23 protein-coding genes and 2 pseudogenes are annotated in these 26,553 nt (G+C 74.0%); 10 read left to right on the forward strand and 15 right to left on the reverse strand.

Annotation, left to right across the window (positions count from 1 at the left end; translation table 11 throughout):
• Positions 1 to 134 precede the first annotated feature (134 nt).
• Entirely contained in the window at positions 135 to 1,115 is a 981-nt protein-coding gene (locus tag ACFF45_RS00235; protein ID WP_381340185.1) for an NAD(P)H-quinone oxidoreductase, read from the reverse strand.
• Positions 1,116 to 1,263: 148 nt separating this feature from the next.
• On the opposite strand from ACFF45_RS00235, the gene ACFF45_RS00240 reads away from it, so the two are divergent.
• Both ACFF45_RS00240 and ACFF45_RS00245 read left to right on the forward strand, forming a co-directional pair.
• Positions 1,264 to 2,361, forward strand: coding sequence for an ATP-binding cassette domain-containing protein (locus ACFF45_RS00240; RefSeq protein ID WP_381340187.1), 1,098 nt, complete (start codon positions 1,264 to 1,266; stop codon positions 2,359 to 2,361).
• Positions 2,358 to 3,209: an ABC transporter permease gene (locus ACFF45_RS00245; RefSeq protein WP_381340190.1), complete on the forward strand. Its 852-nt coding sequence runs from the start codon at positions 2,358 to 2,360 to the stop codon at positions 3,207 to 3,209. Before ACFF45_RS00240 ends, ACFF45_RS00245 begins: the two co-directional genes overlap by 4 nt.
• A 5-nt stretch (positions 3,210 to 3,214) precedes the next feature.
• Here the strand turns inward: ACFF45_RS00245 and ACFF45_RS00250 are convergent.
• Positions 3,215 to 3,895 (reverse strand): annotated as a pseudogene (locus ACFF45_RS00250) (potassium channel family protein); the annotation flags it as partial.
• Between the two features lie 173 nt (positions 3,896 to 4,068).
• On the opposite strand from ACFF45_RS00250, the gene ACFF45_RS00255 reads away from it, so the two are divergent.
• A complete protein-coding gene (locus ACFF45_RS00255) occupies positions 4,069 to 5,178 on the forward strand; it encodes a potassium channel family protein (RefSeq protein ID WP_381340193.1) in 1,110 nt (369 codons plus the stop codon).
• 36 nt (positions 5,179 to 5,214) lie between these two features.
• Here the strand turns inward: ACFF45_RS00255 and ACFF45_RS00260 are convergent, their stop codons facing one another.
• From ACFF45_RS00260 to pdhA, 5 genes are read right to left on the reverse strand one after another with little or no spacing between them, the layout of a single operon-like run.
• Positions 5,215 to 6,615, reverse strand: coding sequence for a molybdopterin molybdotransferase MoeA (locus tag ACFF45_RS00260; RefSeq protein WP_381340195.1), 1,401 nt, complete (start codon positions 6,613 to 6,615; stop codon positions 5,215 to 5,217).
• Positions 6,612 to 7,625: an NTP transferase domain-containing protein gene (locus ACFF45_RS00265; RefSeq protein ID WP_381340198.1), complete on the reverse strand. Its 1,014-nt coding sequence runs from the start codon at positions 7,623 to 7,625 to the stop codon at positions 6,612 to 6,614. The genes ACFF45_RS00260 and ACFF45_RS00265 overlap by 4 nt, the downstream gene beginning before the upstream one ends.
• A 52-nt stretch (positions 7,626 to 7,677) precedes the next feature.
• On the reverse strand, positions 7,678 to 9,510 hold the full coding sequence (locus ACFF45_RS00270) for a 2-oxo acid dehydrogenase subunit E2 (protein WP_381340200.1): 1,833 nt from the start codon (positions 9,508 to 9,510) through the stop codon (positions 7,678 to 7,680).
• Positions 9,510 to 10,514, reverse strand: a complete 1,005-nt coding sequence (locus tag ACFF45_RS00275; protein ID WP_381340203.1) for an alpha-ketoacid dehydrogenase subunit beta — start codon at positions 10,512 to 10,514, stop codon at positions 9,510 to 9,512. Before ACFF45_RS00275 ends, ACFF45_RS00270 begins: the two co-directional genes overlap by 1 nt.
• Complete coding sequence (gene pdhA, locus ACFF45_RS00280; protein WP_381340205.1) at positions 10,514 to 11,647, reverse strand: pyruvate dehydrogenase (acetyl-transferring) E1 component subunit alpha; 1,134 nt, start codon at positions 11,645 to 11,647, stop codon at positions 10,514 to 10,516. The genes ACFF45_RS00275 and pdhA overlap by 1 nt, the downstream gene beginning before the upstream one ends.
• Positions 11,648 to 11,822: 175 nt before the next feature.
• Between pdhA and ACFF45_RS00285 the strand changes: the two genes are divergently transcribed.
• The gene (locus tag ACFF45_RS00285; protein ID WP_381340207.1) at positions 11,823 to 12,323 is read left to right on the forward strand and encodes an Lrp/AsnC family transcriptional regulator; all 501 of its coding nucleotides are present in this window, start codon (positions 11,823 to 11,825) and stop codon (positions 12,321 to 12,323) included.
• 48 nt (positions 12,324 to 12,371) lie between these two features.
• Here the strand turns inward: ACFF45_RS00285 and ACFF45_RS00290 are convergent, their stop codons facing one another.
• Complete coding sequence (locus tag ACFF45_RS00290; protein WP_381340209.1) at positions 12,372 to 12,962, reverse strand: TetR/AcrR family transcriptional regulator; 591 nt, start codon at positions 12,960 to 12,962, stop codon at positions 12,372 to 12,374.
• Positions 12,959 to 14,476: a 3-hydroxyacyl-CoA dehydrogenase gene (locus tag ACFF45_RS00295; protein ID WP_381340212.1), complete on the reverse strand. Its 1,518-nt coding sequence runs from the start codon at positions 14,474 to 14,476 to the stop codon at positions 12,959 to 12,961. The genes ACFF45_RS00290 and ACFF45_RS00295 overlap by 4 nt, the downstream gene beginning before the upstream one ends.
• Positions 14,477 to 14,636: 160 nt before the next feature.
• Here ACFF45_RS00295 and paaN point away from each other — a divergent pair, with 160 nt between their 5' ends.
• The gene (gene paaN / locus ACFF45_RS00300) at positions 14,637 to 16,328 is read left to right on the forward strand and encodes a phenylacetic acid degradation protein PaaN (protein WP_381340214.1); all 1,692 of its coding nucleotides are present in this window, start codon (positions 14,637 to 14,639) and stop codon (positions 16,326 to 16,328) included.
• A gap of 4 nt (positions 16,329 to 16,332) precedes the next feature.
• Here paaN and ACFF45_RS00305 read toward each other — a convergent pair whose 3' ends face one another.
• The 3 genes and pseudogenes from ACFF45_RS00305 to ACFF45_RS00315 all read right to left on the reverse strand — a co-directional run bounded on the left by ACFF45_RS00305 (position 16,333) and on the right by ACFF45_RS00315 (position 19,095).
• Positions 16,333 to 17,118, reverse strand: coding sequence for a TrmH family RNA methyltransferase (locus ACFF45_RS00305; RefSeq protein WP_381340216.1), 786 nt, complete (start codon positions 17,116 to 17,118; stop codon positions 16,333 to 16,335).
• A pseudogene (locus tag ACFF45_RS00310) lies at positions 17,115 to 18,343 on the reverse strand (HTTM domain-containing protein). The gene ACFF45_RS00305 and the pseudogene ACFF45_RS00310 overlap by 4 nt, the downstream one beginning before the upstream one ends.
• Positions 18,340 to 19,095, reverse strand: a complete 756-nt coding sequence (locus tag ACFF45_RS00315) for a DUF5819 family protein (protein ID WP_381340219.1) — start codon at positions 19,093 to 19,095, stop codon at positions 18,340 to 18,342. The pseudogene ACFF45_RS00310 and the gene ACFF45_RS00315 overlap by 4 nt, the downstream one beginning before the upstream one ends.
• Positions 19,096 to 19,333: 238 nt before the next feature.
• Between ACFF45_RS00315 and paaA the strand changes: the two genes are divergently transcribed.
• The 5 genes from paaA to ACFF45_RS00340 are packed head-to-tail and all read left to right on the forward strand — an operon-like array spanning position 19,334 to position 22,947.
• Positions 19,334 to 20,341 (forward strand): 1,2-phenylacetyl-CoA epoxidase subunit PaaA, encoded by a 1,008-nt coding sequence (gene paaA / locus ACFF45_RS00320; RefSeq protein ID WP_381340222.1) that lies wholly within the window; start codon positions 19,334 to 19,336, stop codon positions 20,339 to 20,341.
• Entirely contained in the window at positions 20,338 to 20,625 is a 288-nt protein-coding gene (gene paaB, locus ACFF45_RS00325; protein ID WP_381340225.1) for a 1,2-phenylacetyl-CoA epoxidase subunit PaaB, read from the forward strand. Before paaA ends, paaB begins: the two co-directional genes overlap by 4 nt.
• A complete protein-coding gene (gene paaC, locus ACFF45_RS00330) occupies positions 20,622 to 21,341 on the forward strand; it encodes a 1,2-phenylacetyl-CoA epoxidase subunit PaaC (RefSeq protein WP_381340228.1) in 720 nt (239 codons plus the stop codon). The genes paaB and paaC overlap by 4 nt, the downstream gene beginning before the upstream one ends.
• Positions 21,335 to 21,889 carry a 1,2-phenylacetyl-CoA epoxidase subunit PaaD gene (gene paaD / locus ACFF45_RS00335; RefSeq protein WP_381340231.1) on the forward strand — a complete coding sequence of 185 codons (555 nt, stop codon included), beginning with the start codon at positions 21,335 to 21,337 and terminating at the stop codon, positions 21,887 to 21,889. The genes paaC and paaD overlap by 7 nt, the downstream gene beginning before the upstream one ends.
• A complete protein-coding gene (locus ACFF45_RS00340; protein WP_381340233.1) occupies positions 21,889 to 22,947 on the forward strand; it encodes a 2Fe-2S iron-sulfur cluster-binding protein in 1,059 nt (352 codons plus the stop codon). The genes paaD and ACFF45_RS00340 overlap by 1 nt, the downstream gene beginning before the upstream one ends.
• A 240-nt stretch (positions 22,948 to 23,187) precedes the next feature.
• Here the strand turns inward: ACFF45_RS00340 and ACFF45_RS00345 are convergent, their stop codons facing one another.
• The 3 genes from ACFF45_RS00345 to ACFF45_RS00355 form a co-directional block, all read right to left on the reverse strand.
• Positions 23,188 to 23,532: a rhodanese-like domain-containing protein gene (locus tag ACFF45_RS00345; RefSeq protein WP_381340235.1), complete on the reverse strand. Its 345-nt coding sequence runs from the start codon at positions 23,530 to 23,532 to the stop codon at positions 23,188 to 23,190.
• A 69-nt stretch (positions 23,533 to 23,601) separates the two neighbouring features.
• Positions 23,602 to 24,447 (reverse strand): hypothetical protein, encoded by an 846-nt coding sequence (locus ACFF45_RS00350; protein ID WP_381340237.1) that lies wholly within the window; start codon positions 24,445 to 24,447, stop codon positions 23,602 to 23,604.
• A 247-nt stretch (positions 24,448 to 24,694) separates the two neighbouring features.
• Positions 24,695 to 26,155, reverse strand: a complete 1,461-nt coding sequence (locus tag ACFF45_RS00355) for a DUF2252 domain-containing protein (protein ID WP_381340239.1) — start codon at positions 26,153 to 26,155, stop codon at positions 24,695 to 24,697.
• Positions 26,156 to 26,553: the final 398 nt, after the last annotated feature.

Below are 26,553 nucleotides of genomic sequence, written 5' to 3' on the forward strand. Positions count from 1 at the left end.
GAGCCCACGCACGGGAAACAGGCACGCACGGGACACGAGCCCACGCACGGGAAACAGGTCCGCCCGCGCCCGGCGGCGCCACCCGGTGGCCGACCAGCCCCCGGCGTGTGCCCGCGCCGCCGGGGGCGGGCCCGTCACTCCGTGATCAGCAGCAGCTTTCCGACGTGGCCGCTCTCCTCCATCAGGCGGTGGGCCTCGGCCGCGTCCCGCATGGGCAGCTCGCGGTCGATCACCGGGCGGACGTGACCGGCGTCGAGCAGCGGCCAGACGTGTTCGCGTACGGCGGCGACGATGGCCGCCTTCTCACCGAGCGGCCGGGCGCGCAGCGAGGTCGCGCTGATCGCGGCCTGCTTGGCGAGCAGGGCACCGATGTTCAGCTCGCCCTTGACCCCGCCCTGCATGCCGATGATCGCCAGCCGGCCGCTGACGGCGAGGGCCTGGATGTTGCGGTCCAGGTACTTGGCACCCATGTTGTCGAGGATGACGTCGGCGCCCGCCCCGGCCGTGGCCTGCCGGATCTCCTCCACGAAGTCCTGCTCGCGGTAGTTGATCAGGATGTCGGCGCCCAGCTCGGCGCACCGCCGCAGCTTCTCCTTGCTGCCCGCGGTGACGGCGACCTTCGCGCCGACGGCCTTGGCGAGCTGGATCGCCATGGTGCCGATGCCGCTGGACCCGCCGTGCACGAGCAGGGTCTCCCCGGGGCGCAGGTGGGCGACCATGAAGACGTTCGACCAGACCGTGCAGGTCACCTCGGGCAGCGCCGCGGCCTGCCGCACGTCGAGGCCGCGCGGCACCGGCAGCAGCTGACCGGCCGGGACGGCGACCCGCTCGGCGTAACCGCCGCCGGAGAGCAGCGCGCAGACCTCGTCGCCCACGGCCCACCCCGCCACGCCCGCGCCGATCGCGGTGATCCGTCCGGAGCATTCCAGGCCGGGATAGGGGGAGGCGCCGGGCGGCGGGTCGTAGAAACCCCGGCGCTGCAGGACGTCGGCCCGGTTGACCGCGCCGGCCACCACCTCGACCAGCACTTCGCCCTCTCCGGCGACCGGGTCCGGGACCTCGTCCCACACCAGCGCCTCGGGCCCACCAGGTTCGGGAATCGTGATCGCATGCATGAAAGGGACGCTACCTCTCGGGCCGGGGACCCGGGCGGCTCCGCCGTCGGCCCGGTCCGCCGAGAAACCACCGTGCGCGACCGATGAGTTCGCGCGACGGTGAAGGTCTGCCCCTGCGTAACCCGAGTACGCGGAAGGACACCACACCATGAGCCAGCAGACGCCCGGTCTGGCCATCGAGACCGCGGGCCTGGTGAAGACGTTCGGCGAGACGAAGGCCGTGGACGGAGTCGACCTGGCCGTGCCCACCGGCACGGTGTACGGCGTCCTCGGCCCGAACGGCGCCGGGAAGACCACCACCGTGAAGATGCTCGCCACCCTGCTCCGGCCGGACGGCGGCGAGGCCCACGTCTTCGGCCACGACGTCGTCCGGGAGGCGGACGAGGTGCGCGGCCGGGTCAGCCTGACCGGCCAGTACGCGTCCGTGGACGAGGACCTCACCGGCACCGAGAACCTGGTCCTGCTCGGCCGGCTCCTCGGCCACCACAAGAAGGCCGCGCGGGAGCGCGCCGCCCAGCTGCTGGAGGCCTTCGGACTGACCGACGCGGCCGGGAAGCAGGTCAAGAACTACTCCGGCGGCATGCGGCGCCGGATCGACATCACCGCGTCCATCCTGAACACGCCGGACCTGCTGTTCCTGGACGAGCCGACCACCGGCCTCGACCCGCGCAGCCGCAACCAGGTGTGGGACATCGTGCGCGCGGTCGTCGCCCAGGGCACGACCGTGCTGCTGACCACGCAGTACCTGGACGAGGCCGACCAGCTGGCCTCCCGGATCGCCGTCATCGACCGCGGGAAGGTGATCGCCGAGGGCACCAAGGGCGAGCTGAAGGCGTCCGTCGGCGCCGGCTCCGTCCATCTGCGGCTGCGCGACGCGGAGCAGCGGCCGGAGGCCTCACGGGTGCTGCGGCGGGTGCTGCGGGCGGACGTCCAGCTGGAACCGGACCCGGTGGCACTGACCGCGCGCGTCGGCGCGGGGACGTCGAACGGCCGGGGCACCGCCGAGCAGGCCGCCGCCGCGCTCGCCGAACTGGCCCGCGCCGGCGTCGTCGTCGACACCTTCTCACTGGGCCAGCCGAGCCTGGACGAGGTCTTCCTCGCCCTCACCGGACACGACACCACGGCGCACGACGCGCCGCGGGCGCACGACGCGCCACAGGCTGACGACGGACCGCAGGCTCACGACGGACCGCAGGCTCACGACGGACCGCAGGCTGACGACACCAAGGACGGGGCCGCCGCATGACCATCGCGACCAGCACCGAGACCACCAAGGAACTCGCCCCCGTCAGCACCGAATCGCTGGCCGCGCTGCTGGTGGCCAAGGAGCGACCGCCGCGGCCGAGCGCCCTGTCGGCGTCGCTGACCTTCGGGTGGCGGGCGATCCTGAAGATCAAGCACGTACCGGAGCAGCTGTTCGACGTCACCGCCTTCCCGGTCATGATGGTGCTGATGTACACGTACCTGTTCGGCGGGGCGCTGGCGGGCTCACCGAAGGAGTACATCCAGTTCCTGCTGCCGGGCATCCTGGTGATGTCGGTCGTGATGATCACCATGTACACGGGGGTCTCGGTCAACACGGACATCGAGAAGGGCGTCTTCGACCGGTTCCGCTCCCTGCCGATCTGGCGGCCGTCGACGATGGTCGGCTACCTGCTGGGGGACGCGCTGCGCTACACCATCGCGTCCGTGGTGATGCTGGCCGTCGGCGTCTCTCTCGGCTACCGGCCGCACGGCGGGGCCGGTGGCGTGGCCGCGGGGATCGCGCTGCTGGTGGCCTTCTCGTTCGCCTTCTCGTGGATCTGGACGATGTTCGGGCTGCTGCTGCGCACCGAGAAGTCGGTGATGGGCGTCAGCATGATGGTGATCTTCCCGCTGACCTTCCTGTCCAACGTCTTCGTCGACCCGCGCACCATGCCGGGCTGGCTCCAGGCGTTCGTCAACAACAGCCCGGTCACCCATCTGGCCTCCGCGGTGCGTGGACTGATGGGCGGCGAGTGGCCCACCGGTGAGATCGCCTGGTCGCTGGGGTGGGCCGCCGTGTTCGTCCTGGTCTTCGGGCCGGTCACCATGCGGCTGTACAACCGCAAGTAGACCGCTCAGAGCCGCGGGGCGCGCCGCTCGTCCGGGGCGGCCCGCGGCACGATGGTGATCACCCGGTCCGTCAGCTCCAGCGTGTGCACGGCCGGATCGTCGTAGTGCAGCACCCGGTGCCCGCGGACGACGCTGATCACCAGGTCGTCCGTCTCGCGCGGGTTCCGGCCCACCTCGGCCCTGGTCACCGGCCGGTCGACGACGTCGAGGCCGCTGCCCTGGCGGATGAGGTCCTCCATGACCAGGCCGGCGGCCGGGCTGAGCACGGACAGGCCCAGCAGCCGCCCGGCCGCGCCGGCACTGGTGATGACCTCGTCGGCGCCGGACTGCCGCAGCAGCGGCGCGTTCTCCTCCTCGCGGACCGCGGCCACGATCGTCGCGCCCAGGTTGAGCTGCCGGGCCGTCAGCGCCACCAGGACGGCCGTGTCGTCGCGCTGGGTGGCGATGATGATCTGCGCCGCCCGCTGCACCTCGGCGCGCCTGAGCACGTCGCTGCGAGTCGCGTCCCCGAGCACGGCGGCGTAGCCCTCGGCCGTCGCGGCGTCCACCGCCTTGGCGCTCGGGTCGATGACGACGACCTGCTCCTTCTTCCGCCCCGTGGCGCAGACGGCCTGGATCGCGGCCCGCCCCTTCGTACCGAAGCCGACGACGACGGTGTGGTCGCGCAAGGGGGACCTCCAGCGGGTGTGCGGGACAGCGGACCGGGTACGGCGCCCGGACGTCGGGTCCGACGCTACCGAGCCGCCGGGCGCGCGCCCACCCCGGTCGGCGTGTCGGCCCGGGGGGCACGGGGAACGCGCCGGACGCTGTGCGGAACGATGGATCCGAGTGTCCGTACCGACGCAGCAGGGGGCCAGCGATGAAGGACGACGAGCATCCGCCGACGCACGGGGTGAGGTCCGCGTTGCTGCGGTCCCTGTGGAGCCGCTCGCGCAAGGAGGCCCGTGACGACGCGGAGGCGGGCCGCTCCATCACCATGCCGGTGCTGAACGTCGTACCGCCGTTGCAGCAGGTCCTCAAGCGCCTGTTCCTGGCGATACTGGTGCTGGTCATCACCGTCCTGATCGTCTATGCGGACCGTGAGGGCTACAACGACAACTCCGACGGCTCCCTCGACCTGCTCGACGCCGCGTACTACGCCACCGTCACCCTTTCCACCACCGGATACGGCGACATCACCCCGGTCAGCGGAACCGCCCGGCTGACCAACATCTTCGTCATCACCCCCCTGCGCGTGCTCTTCCTGATCATCCTGGTCGGCACCACCCTGGAGGTGCTCACCGAGCGCACCCGCCAGCAGGTCCGCATCCACCGCTGGCGCGCCCGCACCCGGGACCACGTCGTGGTCGTCGGCTATGGCACCAAGGGGCGGCACGCCGTGGAGACCCTGATCGGGCAGGGCATCCGCAAGGAGCGGATCGTCGTCGTGGACGCCCAGCACAAGATGGTCGAGGCGGCCGGCGACGACGGGCTGGTGGCGGTGACCGGCGACGCCACCCGCTCGGACACCCTGCTCAAGGCCGAGCTCCACCGCGCCACCCGCGTGATCATCGCCCCGCAGCGCGACGAGACGGCCACGCTGATCACCCTGACCGCCCGCCAGCTGAACAAGCACGCCACGATCGTCGTCGCGGTCCGCGAGGACGAGAACGTCCCGCTGCTCAAGCAGAGCGGCGCGGACACCGTCGTGACCAGCTCCAGCTCGGCCGGCCGGCTGCTCGGCACGTTCACGGCCACCCCGCCCGTGGCCCGGACGCTGGAGGACCTGATGACCCTCGGCAGCGGGATGGACCTCATCGAGCGCCTGGTGACCCCCGAGGAGGTCGGCCGGACGCCCCGCGAGTGCGCCGACCTGGTCGTCGCGGTCGTACGGAACCGCAAGATGCTGGACTACACCGAGGGGTGGCAGACGGAACTGCGACCGGGGGACCGGGTCATCACCATCAGCCGGCCGGTCGCCGCCGCCTGACTCCCACCCCGGCGGCCAGGGAGCGTGCCCGATGTTTCACGTGAAACACAGCCCGCTTCCGGGCGCGGCCCACGGCAGGTCGAGGAGCTCCGCCGCCTGACCGGCCCGCCCCCCACCCGGAGGGACCACCGCCAGGGCGTCCGCGACCGCGACGCCCCGCAGCATGGCCGGACCGTTGTAATGCAGCGGCACCGCACGGTCCGCCCGCAGCACGACGGGGACGAGCCGGGTGTCGTACGGATGCCCGTGCACCGCCTCCCGCAGGGGCAGCGCGTACGGCTCCCGCGCCGGCCGTGCCGCCAGCGTGCGCAGCAGGGGTTCGGCGAGGGTGAGCAGACCGGAGACGGCGGCCAGCGGATTGCCCGGCAGGCCGACCAGGTGCTGGCCCTCCCGGGTGCGGGCCAGCAGCATCGGGTGGCCCGGGCGGACCTTGACGCCGTCGACCAGGAGTTCCGCGCCGATGCGGCGCAGGGTGGGATGGACGTGGTCGACGGGGCCGGAGGCGGTGCCGCCGGTGGTGAGGACGAGGTCGGCGCCGCTGGCCGTGATCGCCTCGTACAGGGCGTCGGCGTCGTCGCCGATCCGCCGCACGGCCGTGACCTCGGCACCGAGCGCCCGCAGCCACGGCGGCAGCAGGGGGCCGAGGGCGTCCCGGATGAGCCCGTCGTGCGGCAGGCCCTCGGAGAGCAGTTCGTCGCCGAGGACCAGGACCTCGGCGCGGGGGCGCGGTACGGCGGTGAGCGTGTCGTACCCGGCGGCCGCGGCGAGGCCCAGCACGGCCGGGGTGACGAGGGTGCCGGGCGGCAGCAACTGGTCGCCGACGCGGCACTCCTGGCCGCGCGGCCGGATGTCCTGGCCGTGGCCGAGGTCGCGCGTGGCGTGCAGTCTGCCCCGGTCGTCCACCCGGCCGTGCTCACTGCGCAGCACCGCGGTGGTGTCGGGCGGGATCCGGGCGCCGGTGGCGATCCGGACGGCCTCGCCGTCACCGAGCGGCACGGGTGCCGCGTGGCCCGCGAGAATGCCCTGCTCCCGTACGTCCCAGGGTCCGGGTCCGGCGACCGCCCAGCCGTCCATCGCGGAGCTGTCGAAGGAGGGCAGGTCGGTGAGGGCGGTGAGGGGGGCGGCCAGGGGAAGGCCGAGGGCGGCGTCGAGGGGGAGCGGGGCGGGGGCGCGGCGGCTGCCGCGCCGGACGGCACGGGCGGCGGTCTCCCGGGCCTCCGGCCAGGGGGTGGCCTGGTGGGCGCGGTCCTGGGGCCGGTGGCCGCTCGCCGCGGGTGCCGCCGCGGCGGGGGGCGGGGCGGGGACGCCCGCGGTGTCCCGGGGCGGGGCGCCGTCCCGGTGGCGTGACCTGTCGTGGTCGTCCCTCACGAGTGCCAGCGCCTCCTCGACGTGACGGTCCTGGATGTCCTCGCCGTCCTGGATGCCAGAGGTGGTCATCCGGCGTCCGGGCGGGGCTCCGGGGCGGTCTGGGGGCCGGGGTCGGTTCGAGGGCCGGAAGCGGCGGGGTCCGTGGAGGCGGAGCCCGAGGGGGCGGAGTCCGTGGGCGCGGCGGCTGCGGGATCGGCGGCCGTGGGATCGGCGCTCTCCTCCTCCGCCCAGCGCAGCGCCAGGGCGGTGGCCCTGCGGGAGGCCTCGGCGACGGCGTCGGGGCCGCCGCCGGCGCGCGCCGCGGCGTACCCCACGAGGAAGGTGGTCAGCGGGGCCGCGGGCCGTGCCACCTCGTGGGCCGCGTCGCGGGCGAGGTCGAGCAGGACACCGGTGTCGACGTCGAGGTCGATGCCCAGCTCGTCCTTGACTGCGGAGATCCATTCATCCAACACGAGCCCATGCTCCCTGATGCGTGCCCTGGCAGTGGCGATGTCGTCCCAGGTGTCGCAGTCGAAGGACGCGACGGGGTCGGGGACGCGGGTGAGGTTCAGTTCGGCGGTGAGGAGCCGCAGGGGCAGGCCGGTGAGGCCGCCGTGCTCGGCTCCGAGGTGCGCGAGGGTGCCGCGCAGCCGCGGTGCCCGGTAGGCGGCCACGAGTGGCTGGTCACGGCCGTCGGGATCGGTGAGCAGCACGCCGTCGGCGGTGCCCGCGTCGAGTGCGGCGAGCAGTGCCCCGACCGTGCGTGCGCCGAGAAAGGGCAGATCCGCGGAGAGGACCACCACCCGGTCGGTGCCGGTCAGCGGCAGACCGGCCGCGAGGGCGGCCAGCGGTCCGCCGCCGGGCGGATCCTCGCGCGCCCACGTCACCGGCCGTGCGGTCGGCCTCGGACCGGCCACGACGACGGTCGTCCGGGCGCCGGCGCAGGCGGCGAGCACCCGGTCCAGCAGCGGGCGTCCGCCCACCCGTACACCGGGCTTGTCCGCCCCGCCGAGCCGCCGCGCGCCGCCCCCGGCGAGCACGACGGCGTCGTAGTCGCCGGACCGGCCGGATGCGGAGCCGGAGGGCTGCTTCTCGCTCACCCCCTGAGTATGCGTGCCGCCCGCCGTCCCGGGAAACGCGGGCGGACCCCGGTCACAAGGTGCGCAGCAGCACCGCCGGTCGTTCCACGCAGTCCGCGACATGGCGCAGGAAGCCGCCCGCCGTGCCACCGTCGCACACCCGGTGGTCGAAGGTGAGAGAGAGCTGCACGACCTGCCGCACCGCGAGCTCACCCTCGTGCACCCACGGCTTGGGGACGATACGGCCGACGCCGAGCAGGGCGGCCTCGGGGTGGTTGATGATCGGCGTGGACCCGTCCACGCCGAACACCCCGTAGTTGTTCAGCGTGAAGGTGCCGCCCGTCAGGTCCGCGGGGGTGAGCCGGCCGGCCCGGGCCGCCTCGGTCAGCCGGGCGAACTCCGCGGTGAGGTCCTCGGCGTCCCGGGTGTGCGCGTCGCGGACGACCGGCACGACCAGCCCTCGCTCGGTCTGCGCGGCGAACCCCAGGTGCACCTGGTCCAGCCGGACGACCTCCCTGGCCGCCATGTCCACGGTGGAGTTCAGCTCGGGGAAGCGGGCGAGCGCGGCGGTGCAGATCCGGGCCAGCAGGGCGAGCAGGGAGATCGTGGGACCGCCGGCCGCGTTCATCTCGGTGCGGGCCCGCATCAGCTCCGTAGCGTCGGCGTCCACCCAGCAGGTCGCGTCCGGTATCTCCCGCCGGCTGCGGGAGAGCTTGTCGGCGACGGCACCGCGCACGCCCTTCAGCGGGACGCGCAGGCCGGTGGCGTGGGCGGAGGCGGCCGGCGCGGCCGCCGGTGCGGACGGGCCCGCCGGTGCGGAAGCCGCCGGGGTGGTGGGCACGCGCGGGTGCGGCTCCGTGCGCGCCGGGGCGATGGCGGTGTGCGCCGGTGCGGTGGCCGGGTGGGCGAGCGGCTCGGTCCGCGGCCGGGCGGTCCGGCCCCGCGCGGCGGCGGCCCGCAGCGCGTACTCCACGTCGGCGCGCAGAATCAGCCCGTCTGGGCCGGAGCCCGTCAGTTCCCGCAGGTCCAGCCCGTGCTCCCGGGCCAGCCGCCGGACGAGGGGGGAGATCACCGGAACGGGCCCCTCACCGCGGCCGCCGTCACCGCTGACGTGGGAGTCGGGGCGGGCGGCCGGCGTGCCCGGAGCCGGGGCGGCCGGCCCCTGCGCGGCGCTCGGCCCCGCCGCGGGCGCGCCGGGGGTCCGGGGACGCACCCTGCGGCGCCGCGCCGGCGGCGCGCCCGTGCCGTAGCCGACCAGGACGTTGCCGGAGCCGGTGCCGGAGCGCGTGCCGGAGCCGTTGGCCGAGGCGGTGCCGGCGGTCTCGGGCGCCCGCGGACCCGGGCCCGAGGCCACGTCCGGCCCCGCCCCGGCACCCTGGGCCGTCCCGAACGCCGGACCGGGGCCCGGGCCCTGGCCGGTCTCGCGCGCCGGACCGGAGCCCACGCCCTGGCCGGTCCCGTACGCCGGGCCGGAGCCCGGGCCCTGGCCGGTCTCGCGCGCCGGACCGGAGCCCACGCCCTGGCCGGTCCCGTACGCCGGGCCGGAGCCCACGCCCGAAGCGGTACCCGTAGCCGGATGACCGGAGCCCGCTCCCTGGACGGTCCCGTAGGCCGGCCCGGAACCCGCGTCCGGCCCCTCGCCCGCGTCGTCGGAGGCCGCCGCCCCCACCGCCACCGTCAGCAGCGGGGCCCCCACCGGGAGCTCCGTGCCCTCCTCGCCGAAGCGGGCCGTGACCACGCCCCCGTAGGGGCAGGGGACCTCGACCATCGCCTTGGCCGTCTCGACCTCGACGACCGGCTGGTCGACGGCGACGACGTCACCGACCTGAACCAGCCAGCGCACGATCTCCGCCTCGGTGAGCCCTTCTCCGAGGTCGGGGAGCTTGAACTCCAGCACCTGTGCCATCAGCTCTCGGCCTCCCATTGCAGACGCGCCACGGCGTCCAGGATGCGGTCGACGCCGGGGAGATGGTGCCTCTCCAGCATCGGCGGCGGGTAGGGGACGTCGAACCCGGCCACGCGCAGCACCGGCGCCTCCAGGTGGTGGAAGCAGCGCTCCGTGACCCGGGCCGCGATCTCCCCGCCCGGTCCGCCGAACCCGCCCGACTCGTGGACCACGACCGCTCGCCCGGTCCGTCGCACCGAGGCACAGACCGTCTCGTCGTCGAACGGCACCAGCGAGCGCAGGTCGACGACTTCGAGGTCCCATCCCTCGGCCCGGGCCGCCTCGGCGGCTTCGAGGCAGACGGGTACCGACGGCCCGTACGTGATGAGTGCGGCGCTCCGGCCGGAGCGCCGCAGCACCGCGCGGCCGATGGGTTCAACGGTCTGCGGGTCGTCCGGGTTCCAGGCGTCCTTCGACCAGTACAGCCGCTTGGGCTCCAGGAAGACGACCGGGTCGTCGGAGGCGATGGCGGCGCGCAGCAGGCCGTAGGCGTCGGCGACGGTCGCGGGGGTGACGACATGGAGGCCCGGGGTCGCCATGTAGTAGGCCTCGGACGAGTCGCTGTGGTGTTCCACCCCGCCGATGCCGCCGCCGTAGGGGACGCGGATGGTGATCGGCAGGGGCATCTTCCCGCGCGTGCGGTTGCGCATGCGCGCCACATGGCTGACGAGCTGCTCGAACGACGGGTAGGCGAACGCGTCGAACTGCATCTCGACGACCGGCCTGAGCCCGTACATCGCCATGCCCACGGCCGTGCCGAGGATGCCGGCCTCGGCGAGCGGGGTGTCGGTGCAGCGGTCCTCGCCGAACTCCCCGGCGAGCCCGTCGGTGACGCGGAAGACACCGCCGAGGGTGCCGACGTCCTCGCCCATGACGTGCACGGACGGGTCGGCGGCCATGGCGTCGCGCAGCGCCCGGGTGAGGGCCTGGGCCATGGTGGCGGGCTTGACGGCGACCGTCGTCATCACAGCTCTCCTTCCCGCGCGGCCCGGAGTTCGGCCGCCAGCAGGGCCTGCTGCTCGCGCAGCTGCGGGGTCGGCTCGGCGTAGACGTCGGCGAACAGGTCCATGGGGTCGAGCCCGGGGTCCTGGTTCAGGCGGGCGCGCAGACCGGCGGCGAGCGCCTCGGCGTCCTCGCGCGCGGCCCGCACCCCGGCCTCGTCGAGCCAGCCGCGCTCGGTCAGCTCCCGTTCCAGCAGCGCGATCGGGTCGTGCGCCCGCCAGGCGTCGAGCTCGGAGTCCGCGCGGTAGCGCTTGTCGTCGTCCGCGTTGGTGTGCGCCTCCAGGCGGTACGTCACCGCCTCCACCAGCGTGGGACCACCGCCCACGCGCGCGTGCCGGATGGCGTCGGAGAGCACCTCGTGCACGGCGGCGGCGTCGTTGCCGTCGACCAGGCGGCCCGGCATGCCGTACCCGACGGCCTTGTGGGCCAGGGAGGGCGCGGCGGTCTGCTTGGCCAGCGGGACGGAGATCGCGAAGCCGTTGTTCTGGACCAGGAAGACGACGGGGGCCTGCCAGACGGCGGCGAAGTTCAGCGCCTCGTGGAAGTCGCCCTCGCTGGTGCCGCCGTCGCCGACGATCGCCAGCGCGACCACGTCGTCGCCCTTGAGGCGGGCGGCGTGCGCGAGGCCGACGGCGTGCGGCAACTGGGTGGCGAGCGGGGTGCACAGGGGGGCGACGCGGTGCGCGTACGGGTCGTAGCCGGTGTGCCAGTCGCCGCGCAGCAGGGTGAGGGCCTCGACCGGGTCCACGCCCCGGACGACGGCGGCGAGGGTGTCGCGGTAGCTGGGGAAGAGCCAGTCGCGCTCCTCCAGGGCCAGCGCGGCGGCGACCTCGCAGGCCTCCTGGCCGGTGCTGGACGGGTAGACGGCGAGGCGGCCCTGCCTGGTGAGAGCGGTGGCCTGCGCGTTGTACCGGCGGCCGCGCACCAGCTGGGCGTGGAGCCGGCGCAGCAGCGCGGGGTCGGCCTTGGCGGCGGCCTCGGTGCCGAGCACGCGGTACGGAGCCGCGTCGGGCAGCAGCGGCGAGGGGTCGGTGCGGGGCTGCCAGGCGGGCGGCGGCGACGGCTTGTACGCGCCACGCTGCTCCATGACCGTCATGACGGCACCTCCTCGTGGGAGCGGCTTCGGGGAGGCGCGTATCTGTGATGCGCCTCACCTACCGATTGTTCGGTCGACGGCACATTTTGGCTACAGGCCCCCCAGGGCTGTGGACAAACGGTTCTCCACAACCTGAGATGGACGCAGTACGTCCATGGTAGAGAGGTGGGGGGACATGGCATCTGAACAAACGGCCGACGAGCCGGAGGCCGGCGTCCTCCTGCCGCCGCCGCGTCCGCTCGACGCGATCGACCAGGACATCCTGCGGATGCTCCAGTCCGACGGCCGCTCGTCGATACGGTCCGTCGCCGAACGGGTCCATGTCTCCCGGGCCAACGCCTACGCCCGTATCAACCGGCTCGTGGAGGACGGCGTCATCCGCGGTTTCGGGGCCCGCGTCGACCACGAGCGCGCGGGCCAGGGGACGTCGGCGTACATCACCCTGAAGATCGTCCAGAACTCCTGGCGCACCGTGCGCGAGCAGCTCAGACAGCTGCCCGGCGCCTCGCACATCGCCCTCGTCGGGGGCGATTTCGATGTCCTGCTGCTGGTGCACACCCCCGACAACCGGGCCCTGCGCGAGGTGGTGCTCACCCGGCTCCAGGCGATCCCCGAGGTGCTCAGCACGCGCACGCTGCTGGTCTTCGAGGAGGAGGACCTGGAGCCGCAGGGCTGAGCGCCGGGGCGACCGGCCCCCGCGGGCCGGTCGCCCCGGCCCGGTGCGTCAGCCCGCCCGGCGCAGCCCCTCGAACACCAACTGCGCGATCGCGTCGGCCACTTCGCGCTCCCCCACGCCGCGCGGGTCGGGGCGGTACCACTCGACGATCGAGTTGATCATGCCGAAGACCAGCCGGGTGGCCAGCCGCACCTCCACGTCGCCGCGCACGTCGCCGTCGGCGGCGGCCGCCTTCAGCAGCTCGGCGACCCGGTGGTCGAAGTCGCGGCGGCGCTCCAGCGCCCACCGCTCGGTGTCCGTGTTTCCGCGCACCCGCAGCAGCAGCGTCACGTACGGCAGTTCGGCGATGAGCACCTCGACCATGCGCCGCACGACGTACTCCAGCCGCTCGGCGGAGCGCCCCACGCGCGCGTGCTCCTCGTCCAGGATCCCGAACAGCCCGTCCAGCGCCCGGCTCACGGCCCGGCGCAGCAGCTCCTCCTTGCCCGTGACGTGGTGGTAGATCGACGACTTGGAGATGCCGGCCGCCTTGGAGAGGTGCTCCATGGAGGTGCCGTCGTAGCCGCGCTCGTTGAAGACCTGGACGGCGACCGACAGCAGCGTCTCCGGGGTGTACGTGTCGCGCTTGGCGGTGGTCATGACGTGCTGCCCTCCCGCTTGTCGGTGGCGTACGCGTGGCGGTAGAGCGCGAGGGACGGCGCGTAGCGTCCCGAGGGGTCGCGCAGGTGCAGGTCGTCCAGGAGGGCGTAGGCCCAGGAGCGGCCGAGCCGGCGGCTCCACTCGAAGGGGCCCAGCGGGTAGTTGACGCCGAGCCGCATCGCGGTGTCGATGTCCTCCTCGGTGGCGACACCCTTGGCGACGGCGTCGTGGGCGAGGTCGACGATCCGCGCGACCGTGCGGGCGACGATCATGCCCGGGACGTCGCCGATGACGCTGACCTTCTTGCCGAGCGCCTGGAACAGGCCGGTGGCCTCGGCGAGCGTCTGCGGGGAGGTGTCCTGGGAGGCGGACAGGGCGATCCGGCCGGCCCGGCGGTAGTCCAGGGCGAGGTCGAAGTAGACGACGTCCCGGAACTCCACCGAGGTCTGGCCGTCGGCGAGCGCCAGCTGCCCGCCGCTGGGCAGCACCAGCCGGGTGCCGTGGTCCTCGTCCTCCTCGCGCACCTGGACGCCCGCCTCGCGGATCAGCGCGAGCAGGCCGGACGCGGGGCCCAGATCGCCCTCGGCGACGACGTACGCGGGCGGCCGGGCGGTCTCCGCGGTGTGCGGCTCGGGGCGCTCGGCGCCGTCCCGGTAGTCGTACCAGCCCTGTCCGGACTTGCGGCCCAGCCGGCCGGACTCGACCAGGCGGCGCTGGGCGAGCGACGGGGTGAAGCGCACGTCCTGGAAGAGGGACTGCCACACCGAGTGCGTCACGGACTCGTTGACGTCCTGCCCGATGAGGTCGGTCAGCTCGAAGGCGCCCATCCGGAAGCCGCCGCACTCGCGCAGCACGGCGTCGATGGTGGCGGGGTCCGCGCCGTGCGCCTCGTAGACGGCGAAGGCCTCGGCGTAGAACGGCCGGGCGACGCGGTTGACGATGAAGCCGGGGGTGTCCGCGCAGGCCACCGGCGTCTTGCCCCAGGCGCGGGCCGTCTCGTACGCGCGCGTGGCCGAGGTGACGTCCGTGGCGGACCCGGAGACCACCTCGACCAGCGGCAGCAGCGGGGCCGGGTTGAAGAAGTGCAGGCCGACGAAGCGGCCGGGGACGCGCAGGGCGCCGCCGACGGCGGTCACCGGCAGGGAGGAGGTGTTGGTGGCGAGCAGACAGTCCTCGGCGACCACGTCCTCCAGCTCGCGCAGCAGGTCCCGCTTGACGTCCAGCCGCTCCGGCACGGCCTCCACGACGAGGGCCGAGTCCGCGAGCTCGGCGAGGCTCCCGGCGGGCCGCAGGCGGGCCCACGCGGCGTCCCGTTCCGCGCCGGTGAGCCGTTCCTTCTCGACGAGCCGGTCGAGCCGGGCACCGATCGCCGCGGCGGCCTCCCGGGCGCGCCCGGGGACGGCGTCGTACAGCCGTACGGGATGGCCGGCGACCAGCGCCACCTGGGCGATGCCCTGGCCCATGGTGCCGCTGCCGACGACGGCCACGGGGCTGCTGAGGTCGAGTGCTGTCATGGACGCGATCCTCCCGCACGGGGTTTTCCACAGATGCGGCGGACTCCCTTGAACCGACCGATCGTTCGGTTACTCTAACTCTGACCGCCCGATCCCACCCCTGTTGCTGCCCAGGTCATGAGCTCGACGAGGAGCTCACCAGACGAGGAGTTGGTCCCGCATGGCCGCCGAACTCACCGCCCACGAGCTGATCGCCCAGCACCGGCCCACCCTCGACCAGGCGCTGGAAGCCGTCCGCACGCGCGCGTACTGGTCCCCGCACCCCGAGCACCCGAAGGCCTACGGGGAGCACGGAAGCCTGGACGCGGCCGCGGGCAAGGCCGCCTTCGACGCCCTGCTCGGCACCCGCCTCGACCTCGGCCAGCCCGGCACGGACGGCTGGGTGGACGGCGAGGTCTCCCCCTACGGAATCGAGCTGGGCGTCAGCTACCCGCACGCGGACATCGAGGTGCTGCTGCCCGCCATGCGGGCCGGACAGCGCGCCTGGCGCGACGCGGGCCCCAAGGCCCGGGCCACGGTCTGTCTGGAGATCCTCAAGCGGATCAACGACCGGACGCACGAGTTCGCGCACGCGGTCATGCACACCTCCGGCCAGGCCTTCATGATGGCGTTCCAGGCGGGCGGCCCGCACGCCCAGGACCGCGGCCTGGAGGCGGTGGCGTACGCGTACGCGGAGCAGGTCCGCGTCCCCGGCACCGCCGAGTGGACCAAGCCGCAGGGCAAGCGCGACCCGCTGGCGCTGACCAAGCGCTTCACGGCGGTCCCGCGCGGGATCGGCCTGGTGATCGGCTGCAACACCTTCCCGACGTGGAACGGCTACCCGGGCCTGTTCGCCTCCCTGGCCACCGGCAACGCGGTCCTGGTGAAGCCGCACCCGCGCGCGGTGCTGCCGCTGGCGCTCACCGTGCAGGTCGCGCGCCAGGTGCTCACCGAGGCCGGCTTCGATGCGAACCTGGTCGCGCTGGCCGCCGAGCGCCCCGGCGAGGGCATCGCCAAGACCCTCGCCGTCCGCCCCGAGATCCGGATCATCGACTACACCGGCTCGACGGCGTTCGGCGAGTGGCTGGAGGCCAACGCCCGCCAGGCGCAGGTGTACACCGAGAAGGCCGGCGTCAACACCGTGATCGTGGAGTCGACCGGCGACTACAAGGGGATGCTGTCCAACCTGGCGTTCTCCCTGTCGCTGTACAGCGGCCAGATGTGCACCACCCCGCAGAACCTGCTCGTCCCCCGCGACGGCATCCGCACCGACCAGGGCCCGAAGTCCTACGACGAGGTGGTCGCCGACCTGGCGCAGGCGGTCGACGGGCTGCTCGGCGACGACGCGCGCGCGAACGCCCTGCTCGGCGCGATCGTCAACCCGGACGTCAAGGCCCGCCTGGAGGCCGCGCCCGGCCTCGGCGAAGTCGCCCTGGCCTCCCGGGAGGTCGGCAACCCCGAGTTCCCGGCGGCGGTGGTCCGCACGCCCGTCATCGTCAAGCTGGACGGCGCCAAGCCGGACGACGAGGCCGCCTGCATGAGCGAGTGCTTCGGCCCCGTCTCCTTCGCCGTCGCCGTCGACTCGGCCGCGGACGCGGTGCGGCTGCTGCGCCGGTCCGTGCGGGAGAAGGGCGCGATGACGGTCGGCGCGTACACGACCGACGAGGAGGTCGAGCGGGAGATCGAGGAGGCCTGCCTGGAGGAGGCCGCGCAGCTCTCGCTCAACCTCACCGGCGGGGTGTACGTCAACCAGACCGCCGCCTTCTCCGACTTCCACGGCTCGGGCGGCAACCCGGCCGCCAACTCGGCCCTGACCGACGGCGCGTTCGTGGCGAACCGCTTCCGGACGGTGGAGGTCCGCCGGGAGGCGTGACCCGTCACGACGCGGCGCCCCCGGTCGCGCTCCAGTGGTACAGCGTCATGGCCACACTGGTCGCGAGGTTGTAGCTGGAGACCTGGGGGCGCATCGGCAGCGCCACCAGGCGGTCGGCACGCGCGCGTACGGCCGCGGACAGCCCGCTGCGCTCCGAACCGAAGGCGAGCAGCGCGTCGTCGGGCAGCTTCAGGCCGCGGATGTCCTCGCCCTCCGGGTCGAGCGCGAACAGCGGCCCGGGCGGCAGTTCGCCGACCTCCAGCCGCTCCACGGCGGTCGCGAAGTGCAGCCCGGCGCCGCCGCGGACGACCGTGGGGTGCCAGGGGTCGAGCGGGCCGGTCGTGACCACGCCGGTCGCCCCGAAGCCGGCCGCCAGCCGGATCACGGCCCCGGCGTTGCCGAGGTTGCGCGGCTGGTCGAGGACGACGACGGGCGCGCCGCGGGGCGTGCGGGCCAGCGCCCGCAGCCGGCCCTCCCGGGACGGCCGTACCGCCAGGGCGGCCACGGCGGTGGGATGCGGACGCGGCACCAGGGAGGCGTACGTCTGCTCCGGCACCTGGGTGAGCAGCGCGGCCAGCGTCTGCCGCACGTCCGGAGCGAGCTCGTCGGCGAGGGCCAGCGCGGCCTCGCGGTCGGCGGTGACGGCGACGGGTACCTCGGCGCCGAAGCGCAGGGCGTGCTTGAGGGCGTGGAAGCCGTCGAGCAGCACGGAGGTGCCGGCGAGCCGGCGCCAGGCGCTCACCCGCTGCTCCGCGCGGCCGGCGGCGTCCGGGCCCGCGGGGTCGTTCATGCCCTGAAGCCTACGCGGCTTCGCCCGGAGTCCCCGGGCCGCCCGGGAGCCTCGGGCGTCCGCTGCGCGGGGATCACGGGGCCGGCGCGCCGCGGCAGCCGGGCACGCGCGCGTGCGGCCAGGCCGCCCAGGCGGCGCAGGAACGGCGTCGGCAGGAACACCGCGTCCGCCGCGATCATCGCCAGCGAGAAGAAGGGCAGCCCGAGCACCACGGCGATCACGGCGTGCTCGGTGATCATGGCGGCCAGCAGGACGTTCTTGACGCGCCGGTGCAGCAGCGTGAACGGGAAGGCGACCTGGACCAGCACGGTCCCGTACGTCACGAGCATCACCACGGTGCCGCTCGCGGACAGCAGGTCGGCGAGGGCGGGCCAGGGCGAGAAGTACTCCAGGTGCAGCGGGTAGTGGACCGCGGTGCCGTCCTGCCAGCGGGAGCCCTGGACCTTGTACCAGCCGGCCGTGGCGTAGATCAGACAGGCCTCCGCCATGATCACGAACAGGGCGGCGTTGTGCAGGACGTTGGCGACCGCGTCGAGCAGGATCCGCGGCTCGCCGCCGCGCGTGAGGCGCCCGGCGAGCCACCACAGGGCCTGCGCCCCCCACACGCCCCACAGCAGCGCCGGCACCGGCCAGTCGCCGTCCAGCCGGCCCAGCGCGGTCACACCCGACAGCGCCAGCCCGAGCCCGCCCCACAGCGCCGGTCCGGTCCGGTCGGTGACCCGCTCCCCGCGCGCCTGGACGCGCGGCGTGCCCGCCGGGCCCGCCGCGCGTCCAGCGACCACACCTGGCCGCACCGCGTGAAGACCAGGTAGATGCACATCAGGTGCAGGACGTTGTCACCGCCGTCGCCCATGAAGACGCTGCGGTTCTGCAGCGAGAGCACGCCGACCATGAAGAGCACGGACAGGGTGCGGGTGCGCCAGCCCAGCATCAGCAGCAGGCTGGAGAGCACCCCCAGCGCGTAGACGGTCTCGAACCACAGCTGCCCGTCGGACCACATCAGTGCGGTGAAGGCGCCGTTCGCGCCGATCAGCTGCTCGGCGAGCACCCAATTCCACGGTCCGTCGGGGCCGTACAGCTCCTGCCGGTGCGGGATCTCGCGCAGCAGGAACAGCAGCCAGGTCGCGGCGAAGCCGATCCGTATCACGGCGGCCTGGTAGGGGCCGAGCGCGGACTCGGTGACCCGGGCGGCGGCCCGGGAGACGGCGAGGGCGAGGCGGCTCACCGCACGCCCCCCTCGGCCTCGTCGTCCGGCACCTGCCACCAGGGCAGCACCCGGTACACCGGCTCCAGCGAGATCCGCTCCTCGCTCCACTCGGGCGGGCGGACGTGGGTGGTGCGCGAGCGGACCTGGACCCGCTCCACCACGCCGCCCGGCCCGGCGGCGTCGGCGCGGTGCAGGCGCAGCACCACGATCCGGCGCAGATAGGTCTCGCTCAGCGAGCCGCGCAGGCCCGAGGGGCGGTTGTCGCCGTCGTGGGTGGCGGTGAAGAAGTCCCAGGCCCGGCGCAGCTCGTTCTGCTGGGTGTGGCTCGGCAGCGGGTTGCCGTCGATGGCCTCGCCGTCCTGTGCGGACAGGTCGTACCAGCCGGTGGTGCGGCTGCCGCCGTCACCCGTTCGCAGCTGGGCGCGCACCTGGACCGCGATGTCCTGCTGGAGCGGGTTGGGCGCGAACAGCTTCCAGTTCTGCTCGAACTCCGGGTAGATCCATGCGTCGACGGCCTCGCCGTGCTGCTCGGTGACCGTGTTCGACGGCGCGACGTGCAGGAAGACCATCCCCAGGTGCACGCAGACGGCGGCCGCGACGACGGCGAGGGCCAGTACGGCGCCGATCTGGTAGCGCGGCGAGAGGGCGGCGACGCCGGTGCGGTGTTCCGGCAGGGGCTCGCGGACGACGCCGGGTGCGCCCGGCTCGCCCCGCGGGTGCGGGACGGTCGCCCTCCGGTCGTCCGTGTCCTTCGCGCCCTGCGCGTCCATTCCGCCCCGATCCCGATCCCGATCCGGTCCGCCTGCGCCGCCGGCAGCCCCCTCGCAGGCGAACGGTACTCAGGCCGGCCCACCGGGCACAGGCCCTTCCATCAGCTCGTCCACACCCGCGCCGACGGGTTCTCCACAGCGGTTGACACCTTACGGCGCCCGGCCGACCATGGAATCGCACGAACCGAACGATCGGTCGGGAGCTTGCTCCGGGCAGGCCCAGGGTCGAGGAGGCCTGATGGCGACAGCAGCCGCGCGGCGGACGGACCACACAACGGCGTACGACGACCGGGACGGCACCGCCGCCACCGCCGGGTACGAGCGCGCCTTCGACGCCGCCGTGGCCGCCGACGAGCGCATCGAGCCGCGCGACTGGATGCCCGACGCCTACCGGGCGACGCTGGTGCGGCAGATCGCCCAGCACGCCCACTCCGAGATCATCGGGATGCAGCCGGAGGCCAACTGGATCACCCGCGCGCCCTCGCTGCGCCGCAAGGCCATCCTGATGGCCAAGGTCCAGGACGAGGCCGGCCACGGGCTGTACCTGTACAGCGCCGCGGAGACCCTCGGCACCAGCCGCGACGAGCTGCTGGACAAGCTGCACAGCGGCCGCCAGAAATACTCCTCTATCTTCAACTACCCCACACTCACCTGGGCGGACATCGGCGCGATCGGCTGGCTGGTGGACGGCGCCGCGATCACCAACCAGGTGCCGCTGTGCCGCTGCTCCTACGGCCCGTACGCGCGCGCGATGGTCCGCATCTGCAAGGAGGAGTCCTTCCACCAGCGCCAGGGCTACGAGCTGCTGCTGGCCCTCAGCCGCGGCACTCCCGAGCAGCACGCGATGGCGCAGGACGCGGTGGACCGCTGGTGGTGGCCGTCCCTGATGATGTTCGGACCGCCCGACGACGCGTCGCAGCACTCCGCGCAGTCGATGGCCTGGAAGATCAAACGGCACTCGAACGACGAGCTGCGCCAGCGCTTCGTCGACATCTGCGTCCCCCAGGCCGAGTCCCTGGGCCTCACCCTGCCCGACCCGGACCTGCGGTGGAACGAGGAGCGCGGGCACCACGACTTCGGGGCGATCGACTGGACGGAGTTCTGGGAGGTCCTCAAGGGCAACGGCCCGTGCAACGAACAGCGCGTCACCCAGCGCAGGCGGGCGCACGAAGAGGGCGCCTGGGTACGGGAGGCGGCCGCGGCGTACGCGGCCAAGCACAGCGAGACGGGAGCGACCCGCGCATGACGAACACCGACTGGCCGCTGTGGGAGGTCTTCGTGCGCTCGCGCCGCGGCCTGTCCCACACCCACGCCGGCAGTTTGCACGCCCCGGACGCGGAACTCGCCCTGCGCAACGCGCGTGATCTCTACACCCGGCGCGGCGAAGGCGTCTCCGTCTGGGTCGTGCCCTCCGCCGCCGTCACGGCGTCCTCCCCGGACGAGAAGGACCCGTTCTTCGAGCCGGCCGCCGACAAGCCCTACCGCCACCCGACGTTCTACGAGATCCCGGAGGGGGTGAAGCACCTGTGACGGCCACGGTTCCGGCGACGGCCGCCCTCGCCCTCGGTGACGACGCCCTGGTGCTCTCCCACCGCCTGGGGGAGTGGGCCGGCCACGCACCCGTCCTGGAGGAGGAGGTCGCCCTCGCCAACATCGCGCTGGACCTGCTCGGCCAGGCCCGGGTGCTGCTGTCGCTGGCCGGCGACGAGGACGAGCTGGCGTACCTGCGCGAGGAGCGCGCCTTCCGCAACCTCCAGCTGGTCGAGCAGCCCAACGGCGACTTCGCCCACACCATCGCCCGCCAGCTGTACTTCTCCACCTACCAGCACCTCCTGCACGCCGAACTGGCCACCGGCGACGGCCCCTTCGCCCCCCTGGCCGCGAAGGCCGTCAAGGAGGTCGCCTACCACCGCGACCACGCCGCGCAGTGGACCCTGCGGCTCGGCGACGGCACGGACGCCAGCCACGCGCGGATGCGGCGGGCGTGCGAGGCGCTGTGGCGGTTCACCGGCGAGATGTTCCAGCCGGTGGAGGGCCTGGACGTGGACGGGGAGCGGCTGGGGGCGGCCTGGCTGGAGGCGGTCGGTGACGTGCTGCGCCGCGCCGGTCTCACGGTCCCCGAGGGACCGCGGTCCGGGGCGTGGAGCGCGGGCGCGGGCCGGCAGGGCGTGCACACCGAGTCGTTCGGGCGGATGCTCGCCGAGATGCAGCACCTGCACCGCAGCCACCCGGGGGCGTCATGGTGACCACCACCGCCCTGGAGGAGGAACTCGTCGCCGTCGCCGGCTCGGTGCCCGACCCCGAGCTGCCCGTCCTCACCCTGCGCGAACTGGGCGTGCTGCGCGCCGTGCGCCTGCGCGGCGAGGACGCCGTCGAGGTGGAGCTGACGCCGACGTACACCGGCTGCCCCGCCCTGGAGGCCATGTCCGTGGACATAGAGCGCGCGCTGCACGAGCACGGCATACGGGAGGTCACCGTGCGCACGGTGCTCACCCCGGCCTGGTCGACCGACGACATCACGCCCGAAGGCCGCCGCAAACTCAGGGAGTTCGGCATCGCGCCCCCGCGGGTGCGCACCGCTGCCGGGCCGGTGTCCCTGCCGCTGAGCCCGACGCGCACGCTCACCGGGGAACGCGCGCACACCGAGGAGCCGGGTGCCGACGGGCCCGTCCCCTGCCCGCACTGCGGTGCCGCCGGCACCGAGCTGCTGAGCCGCTTCTCCTCCACCGCGTGCAAGGCGCTGCGGCGCTGCCTGACCTGCCGTGAACCGTTCGACCACTTCAAGGAGTTGTGATGGCCCGCTTCCACACGCTCCCGGTGACCGCGGTCGACCGGCTCACCGACGACTCCGTCGCCGTCACGCTCGCGGTCCCCGAGGAGCTGCGCGCGGAGTTCCGGTACAGACCCGGGCAGCACATCGCCCTGCGGCGCACCGTCGACGGCGTCGAGATCCGGCGGACGTACTCGATCTGCTCCCCGGCGCCGCAGGACGGCGCGGGACCGCGCACCCTGCGGGTGGGCGTCCGGTTCGTCGAGGGCGGCGCCTTCTCGACGTACGCCCTGAAGGAGATCGGCCTCGGGGACGAGCTGGAGGTGATGACACCGGCCGGCCGCTTCACCCTCGACCCCGCGCCCGGCCGGTACGCCGCGGTCGTCGGCGGCAGTGGGATCACACCCGTGCTGTCGATCGCGACGACCCTGCTGGCGCGCGAGCCCGGAGCCCGGTTCTGCCTGATACGCAGCGACCGTACGACCGCCTCGACGATGTTCCTGGAGGAGGTCGCCGACCTCAAGGACCGCTTCCCCGAGCGGTTCCAGCTGGTCACGGTGTTGTCCCGGGAGGAGCAGCAGGCGGGTCTGCCGTCCGGGCGGCTCGACCGGGAGCGGCTCACCGGGCTGCTGCCGGCGCTGCTGCCGGTGGCCGACGTGGCGGGCTGGTTCCTGTGCGGGCCGTTCGGGCTGGTGCAGGAGGCCGAGCGGGCGCTGCGCGGGCTCCGGGTGCCGCGCGGCAGGATCCACGAGGAGATCTTCCATGTGGACGCCGCCCCGGCCGCCGCCCCCTCGGACGGCCCGGCGCACAGCACGGTGACCGCGCGGCTCGACGGCCGCGGCGGGACCTGGCCGGTGCGGGACGGTGAGTCGCTGCTGGAGACGGTGCTGCGCAATCGCCCGGACGCGCCCTACGCCTGCAAGGGCGGGGTCTGCGGCACCTGCCGGGCCTTCCTGGTCTCCGGCGAGGTGCGCATGGACCGCAACTTCGCGCTGGAGCGGGAGGAGACGGAGGCGGGCTACGTGCTGGCGTGCCAGTCGCACGCGGTGACGGAGAAGGTGGAGCTGGACTTCGACCGGTAGCGCCGCCACGGCCGCGCACCGACCGCCCCGGCGCCCGGGGCGGCGCCGGGGCGTCGAAGGCACGGCACCGTCCCTCGAAACCGGGCCGGCCCGGGCGGGGCCACACCGGGCCAGTCCCACACCGAACCGGGCCGGGCAGTCCCACACCGAACCGAGCCGGACGATCCCACACCGAACCGAGCCGGGCGGGCCTACACCGGATCAGATCGGGCCGGGCTGCCCCGATGCGGCCGGGCGGCCTCAGACGACCGCGCCCGGCTCCCCCGCGTCCGTGATCACCGGACGCCCGTGGGCCTGCCACGCCTCCATGCCGCCGGCGACGTTCACGGCGTCCACGCCCTGCTGGTTGAGGTACATCGCGACCTGGGCCGAGCGGCCGCCGGAGCGGCAGATCACGTGCACGCGGCCGTCCTGGGGAGCGGCCTCGGTCAGCTCGCCGTACCGGGCGACGAACTCGCTCATGGGGATGTGCAGCGCCCCTGCGGCGTGGCCCGCCTGCCACTCCTCGTCCTCACGGACGTCCAGCAGGAAGTCGTCGTCCTTGAGGTCCGTGACCCCGACCGTGGGAACAGCTCCGAAATTCATGCTTCCGACGCTACCCGAAGCACCGCCGCGCCCCGTCCCGGGACGGCCGGCCCCGCCAGGCCCCACGGCTCACTGACCGGTCAGCGCCGCCAGCTCCGCCTCCCGCCCCGCGACCTCCGCCAGCAGCTGCTCGGCGATCTCGTCGAGCAGGCGGTCCGGGTCGTCCGGCGCCAGCTTGAGCATGGAGCCGATGGCGCTCTCCTCCAGTTCCCGGGCGACCATCGTGAGCAGTTCCTTGCGCTGGGCGAGCCACTCCAGGCGGGCGTACAGCTCCTCGCTCTGACCGGGGCGGCGCTCCTCGGGCGCCGGCCCGGCCGCCCACTCCTCGGCCAGCTCGCGCAGCAGCGCCTCGTCGCCCCGGGCATAGGCGGCGTTCACGCGGGTGAGGAACTCCTCCCGCCGCTTGCGCTCGCCCTCCTCCTGCGCGAGGTCGGGGTGGGCCTTGCGGGCCAGGTCGCGGTAGCGGCGGCGGGCCTCGTCGCTGGGGCGCACCCGCTGCGGTGGCCGGACCGGCTGCTCCGTGAGCATCGCCGCGGCCTCCGGGAACAGGCCGTCGCCGTCCATCCAGCCGTGGAACAGCTCCTCCACGGAAGGCATCGGCAGCACCCGGGCCCGCAGCTCCTGCGCACGGCGCAGGTCCTCCGGGTCGCCGCTGCGGGCGGCCTTCGCCTCGGCTATCTGCGCGTCCAGCTCTTCGAGGCGGGCGTACATCGGGCCGAGCTTCTGGTGGTGCAGCCGGGAGAAGTTCTCGATCTCGACGCGGAAGGTCTCCACCGCGATCTCGTACTCGATCAGCGCCTGCTCGGCCGCCCGCACGGCCCGCTCCAGCCGCTCCTCGGGCCGGGGCGCGCCGTCCTCGGGCGCCGCCCGCTCCGCACCGGCGACACCACCCTGCTCAGCTTCCGGGGTCGTCACCCGACCAGCGTAGGCCACGACACGAGCCCCCTTCGGCGCACCGGCCCCGAAGACACCCGCACCCCTCGCCACACCGGCCCCGAAGACATGCGCACCCCTCGCCACACCGACGCCGAAAAGACCCGCCCCCTCACCACACCGGCCCCCAAGAGACCCGCCCCCCTCACCACACCGGCCTCAGGGGCACCCATCACTCACCCACCCGACACCCCCGCCCGGCCTCACCTCACCGCGCTCCCCACCCCCCTCAAACCCCTTGCTCAGCCGCGACCCGCCCCGCCCGCACCGCCGCCACCAGGGCCGCGTGATCCGCCTCGGTCCGGTCGGCGTAGGCGACGGCGAACGCGGCCACCGCCTCGTCCAGCTCCTCGTTCTTGCCGCAGTAACCGGAGATCAGGCGGGGGTCGGCGCTGTGGGAGTGGGCGCGGGCCAGCAGCGCGCCGGTCATCCGGGCGTAGTCGTCGAGCTGGTCGGCGGTGAGTGCCGCGGGGTCCACGCTGCCCTTGCGGTTGCGGAACTGCCGGACCTGGAAAGGGCGGCCCTCGACGGTGGTCCAGCCGAGCAGGATGTCGCTGACCACCTGCATCCGCTTCTGCCCGAGGACCACCCGGCGACCCTCGTGCTCGACGGGCGGCGCCTCGAAACCGGCCGTGCGCAGATGGGGCAGCAGCGCCGAGCCCCGTGCCTCCTTCACCTGAAGGATCAGCGCCTCACCGCGGTGGTCCAGGAGCAGCACGACGTACGAGCGCAGCCCCACGCTGCCCGTGCCCACGATCCGGAACGCCACGTCGTGCACCGCGTGCCGGGACAGCAGCGGCAGACGGTCCTCGGACAGCGTCGCCAGGTAGTCCTCCAGCGACGCCGCCACGGCGGCGGCCTCCGCGTCCGGGACACGGCGCAGCACCGGCGGCGCGTCGACGAACCGGCGGCCGCCCTCCTCGGTCGACTCGGTCGACCGGGCCGCGAACCGCCCGCTGGTGTTGGCCCGCGCCTTCTCCGAGACCCGCTCCAGCGTGCCGAGCAGGTCGTGGGCGTCGGTGTGGGAGACCAGTTCCTCGTCGGCGATGGCGTTCCACGCGTCCAGCACCGGGAGCCGGGCCAGCAGCCGCATGGTGCGGCGGTAGGCGCCGGCCGCGTCGTGGGCGGCCGCCCGGCAGGTGTCCTCGTCGGCACCCGTCTGCCGGCCCGCCAGCACCAGCGACGTGGCGAGCCGCTTGAGGTCCCACTCCCAGGGGCCGTACACCGTCTCGTCGAAGTCGTTCAGGTCGATGACCAGGCCGCCGCGCGCGTCGCCGTACAGGCCGAAGTTCGCCCCGTGGGCGTCGCCGCAGATCTGGGCGCGGACGCGGGTCATGGGGGTGCGGGCGAGGTCGTACGCCATCAGTCCCGCCGATCCGCGCAGGAAGGCGAACGGCGTGGCCACCATCCGTCCGACCCGTATCGGGGTGAGCTCGGGGATCCGGCCCTCGTTCGACTCCTGGACGGCCGCCACCGCGTCGGGGCGGGCGGCGTCGAGGTCGAGGGTGGCGTGGGCGTGCCGCGGCACCCGGTCGCGCAGGGCCTTGCCCTCCGCCTTGGGCGAGCGCGCGCCGCTCTCGGACCACTCCGCGAAACCCCGCACCCGCGGGATCCGCACCGCCCCGGAACCCGCGTCCCGCACACCGGCATCGGTCATCACGACCGCCTCCCCCGTGACTGGCACGAACATCACCTCGTGCACGAACATCAACTCGTGCCGACCGTACAACCGGCCGCCGCATCACGTCAGACCCTGTGGACAACTCCCCACCGCCACTCCCCACCTGTGGAAAACCCGCCCGACGGCGACCCTCCCCGGGACCGCGGACAGAACCAACGGACCCGTGGACGGACCGGCGCAGTCGGCGCACACCGTCAGAGCGACCCACGGGCGCGGGTCGGCACACACCGTCGGAGCCACCCACCGGCGCACCCCCGCCACCAACCGCAGATCCGTCCCCGCCACCCCGCTCCCCCCGAACTCACCGCACCCGCCGACCCCTTGACCGCCCCCGGAACAACACCGCGGGGCCTTGTTCGTGAGATAGCTCACGAACAAGGCCCCGCGACGTACTTCTTCCGGCCCGC

The organism is Streptomyces cinereospinus, from assembly GCF_042430725.1.
In the GTDB taxonomy this organism is placed as follows: domain Bacteria; phylum Actinomycetota; class Actinomycetes; order Streptomycetales; family Streptomycetaceae; genus Streptomyces; species Streptomyces cinereospinus.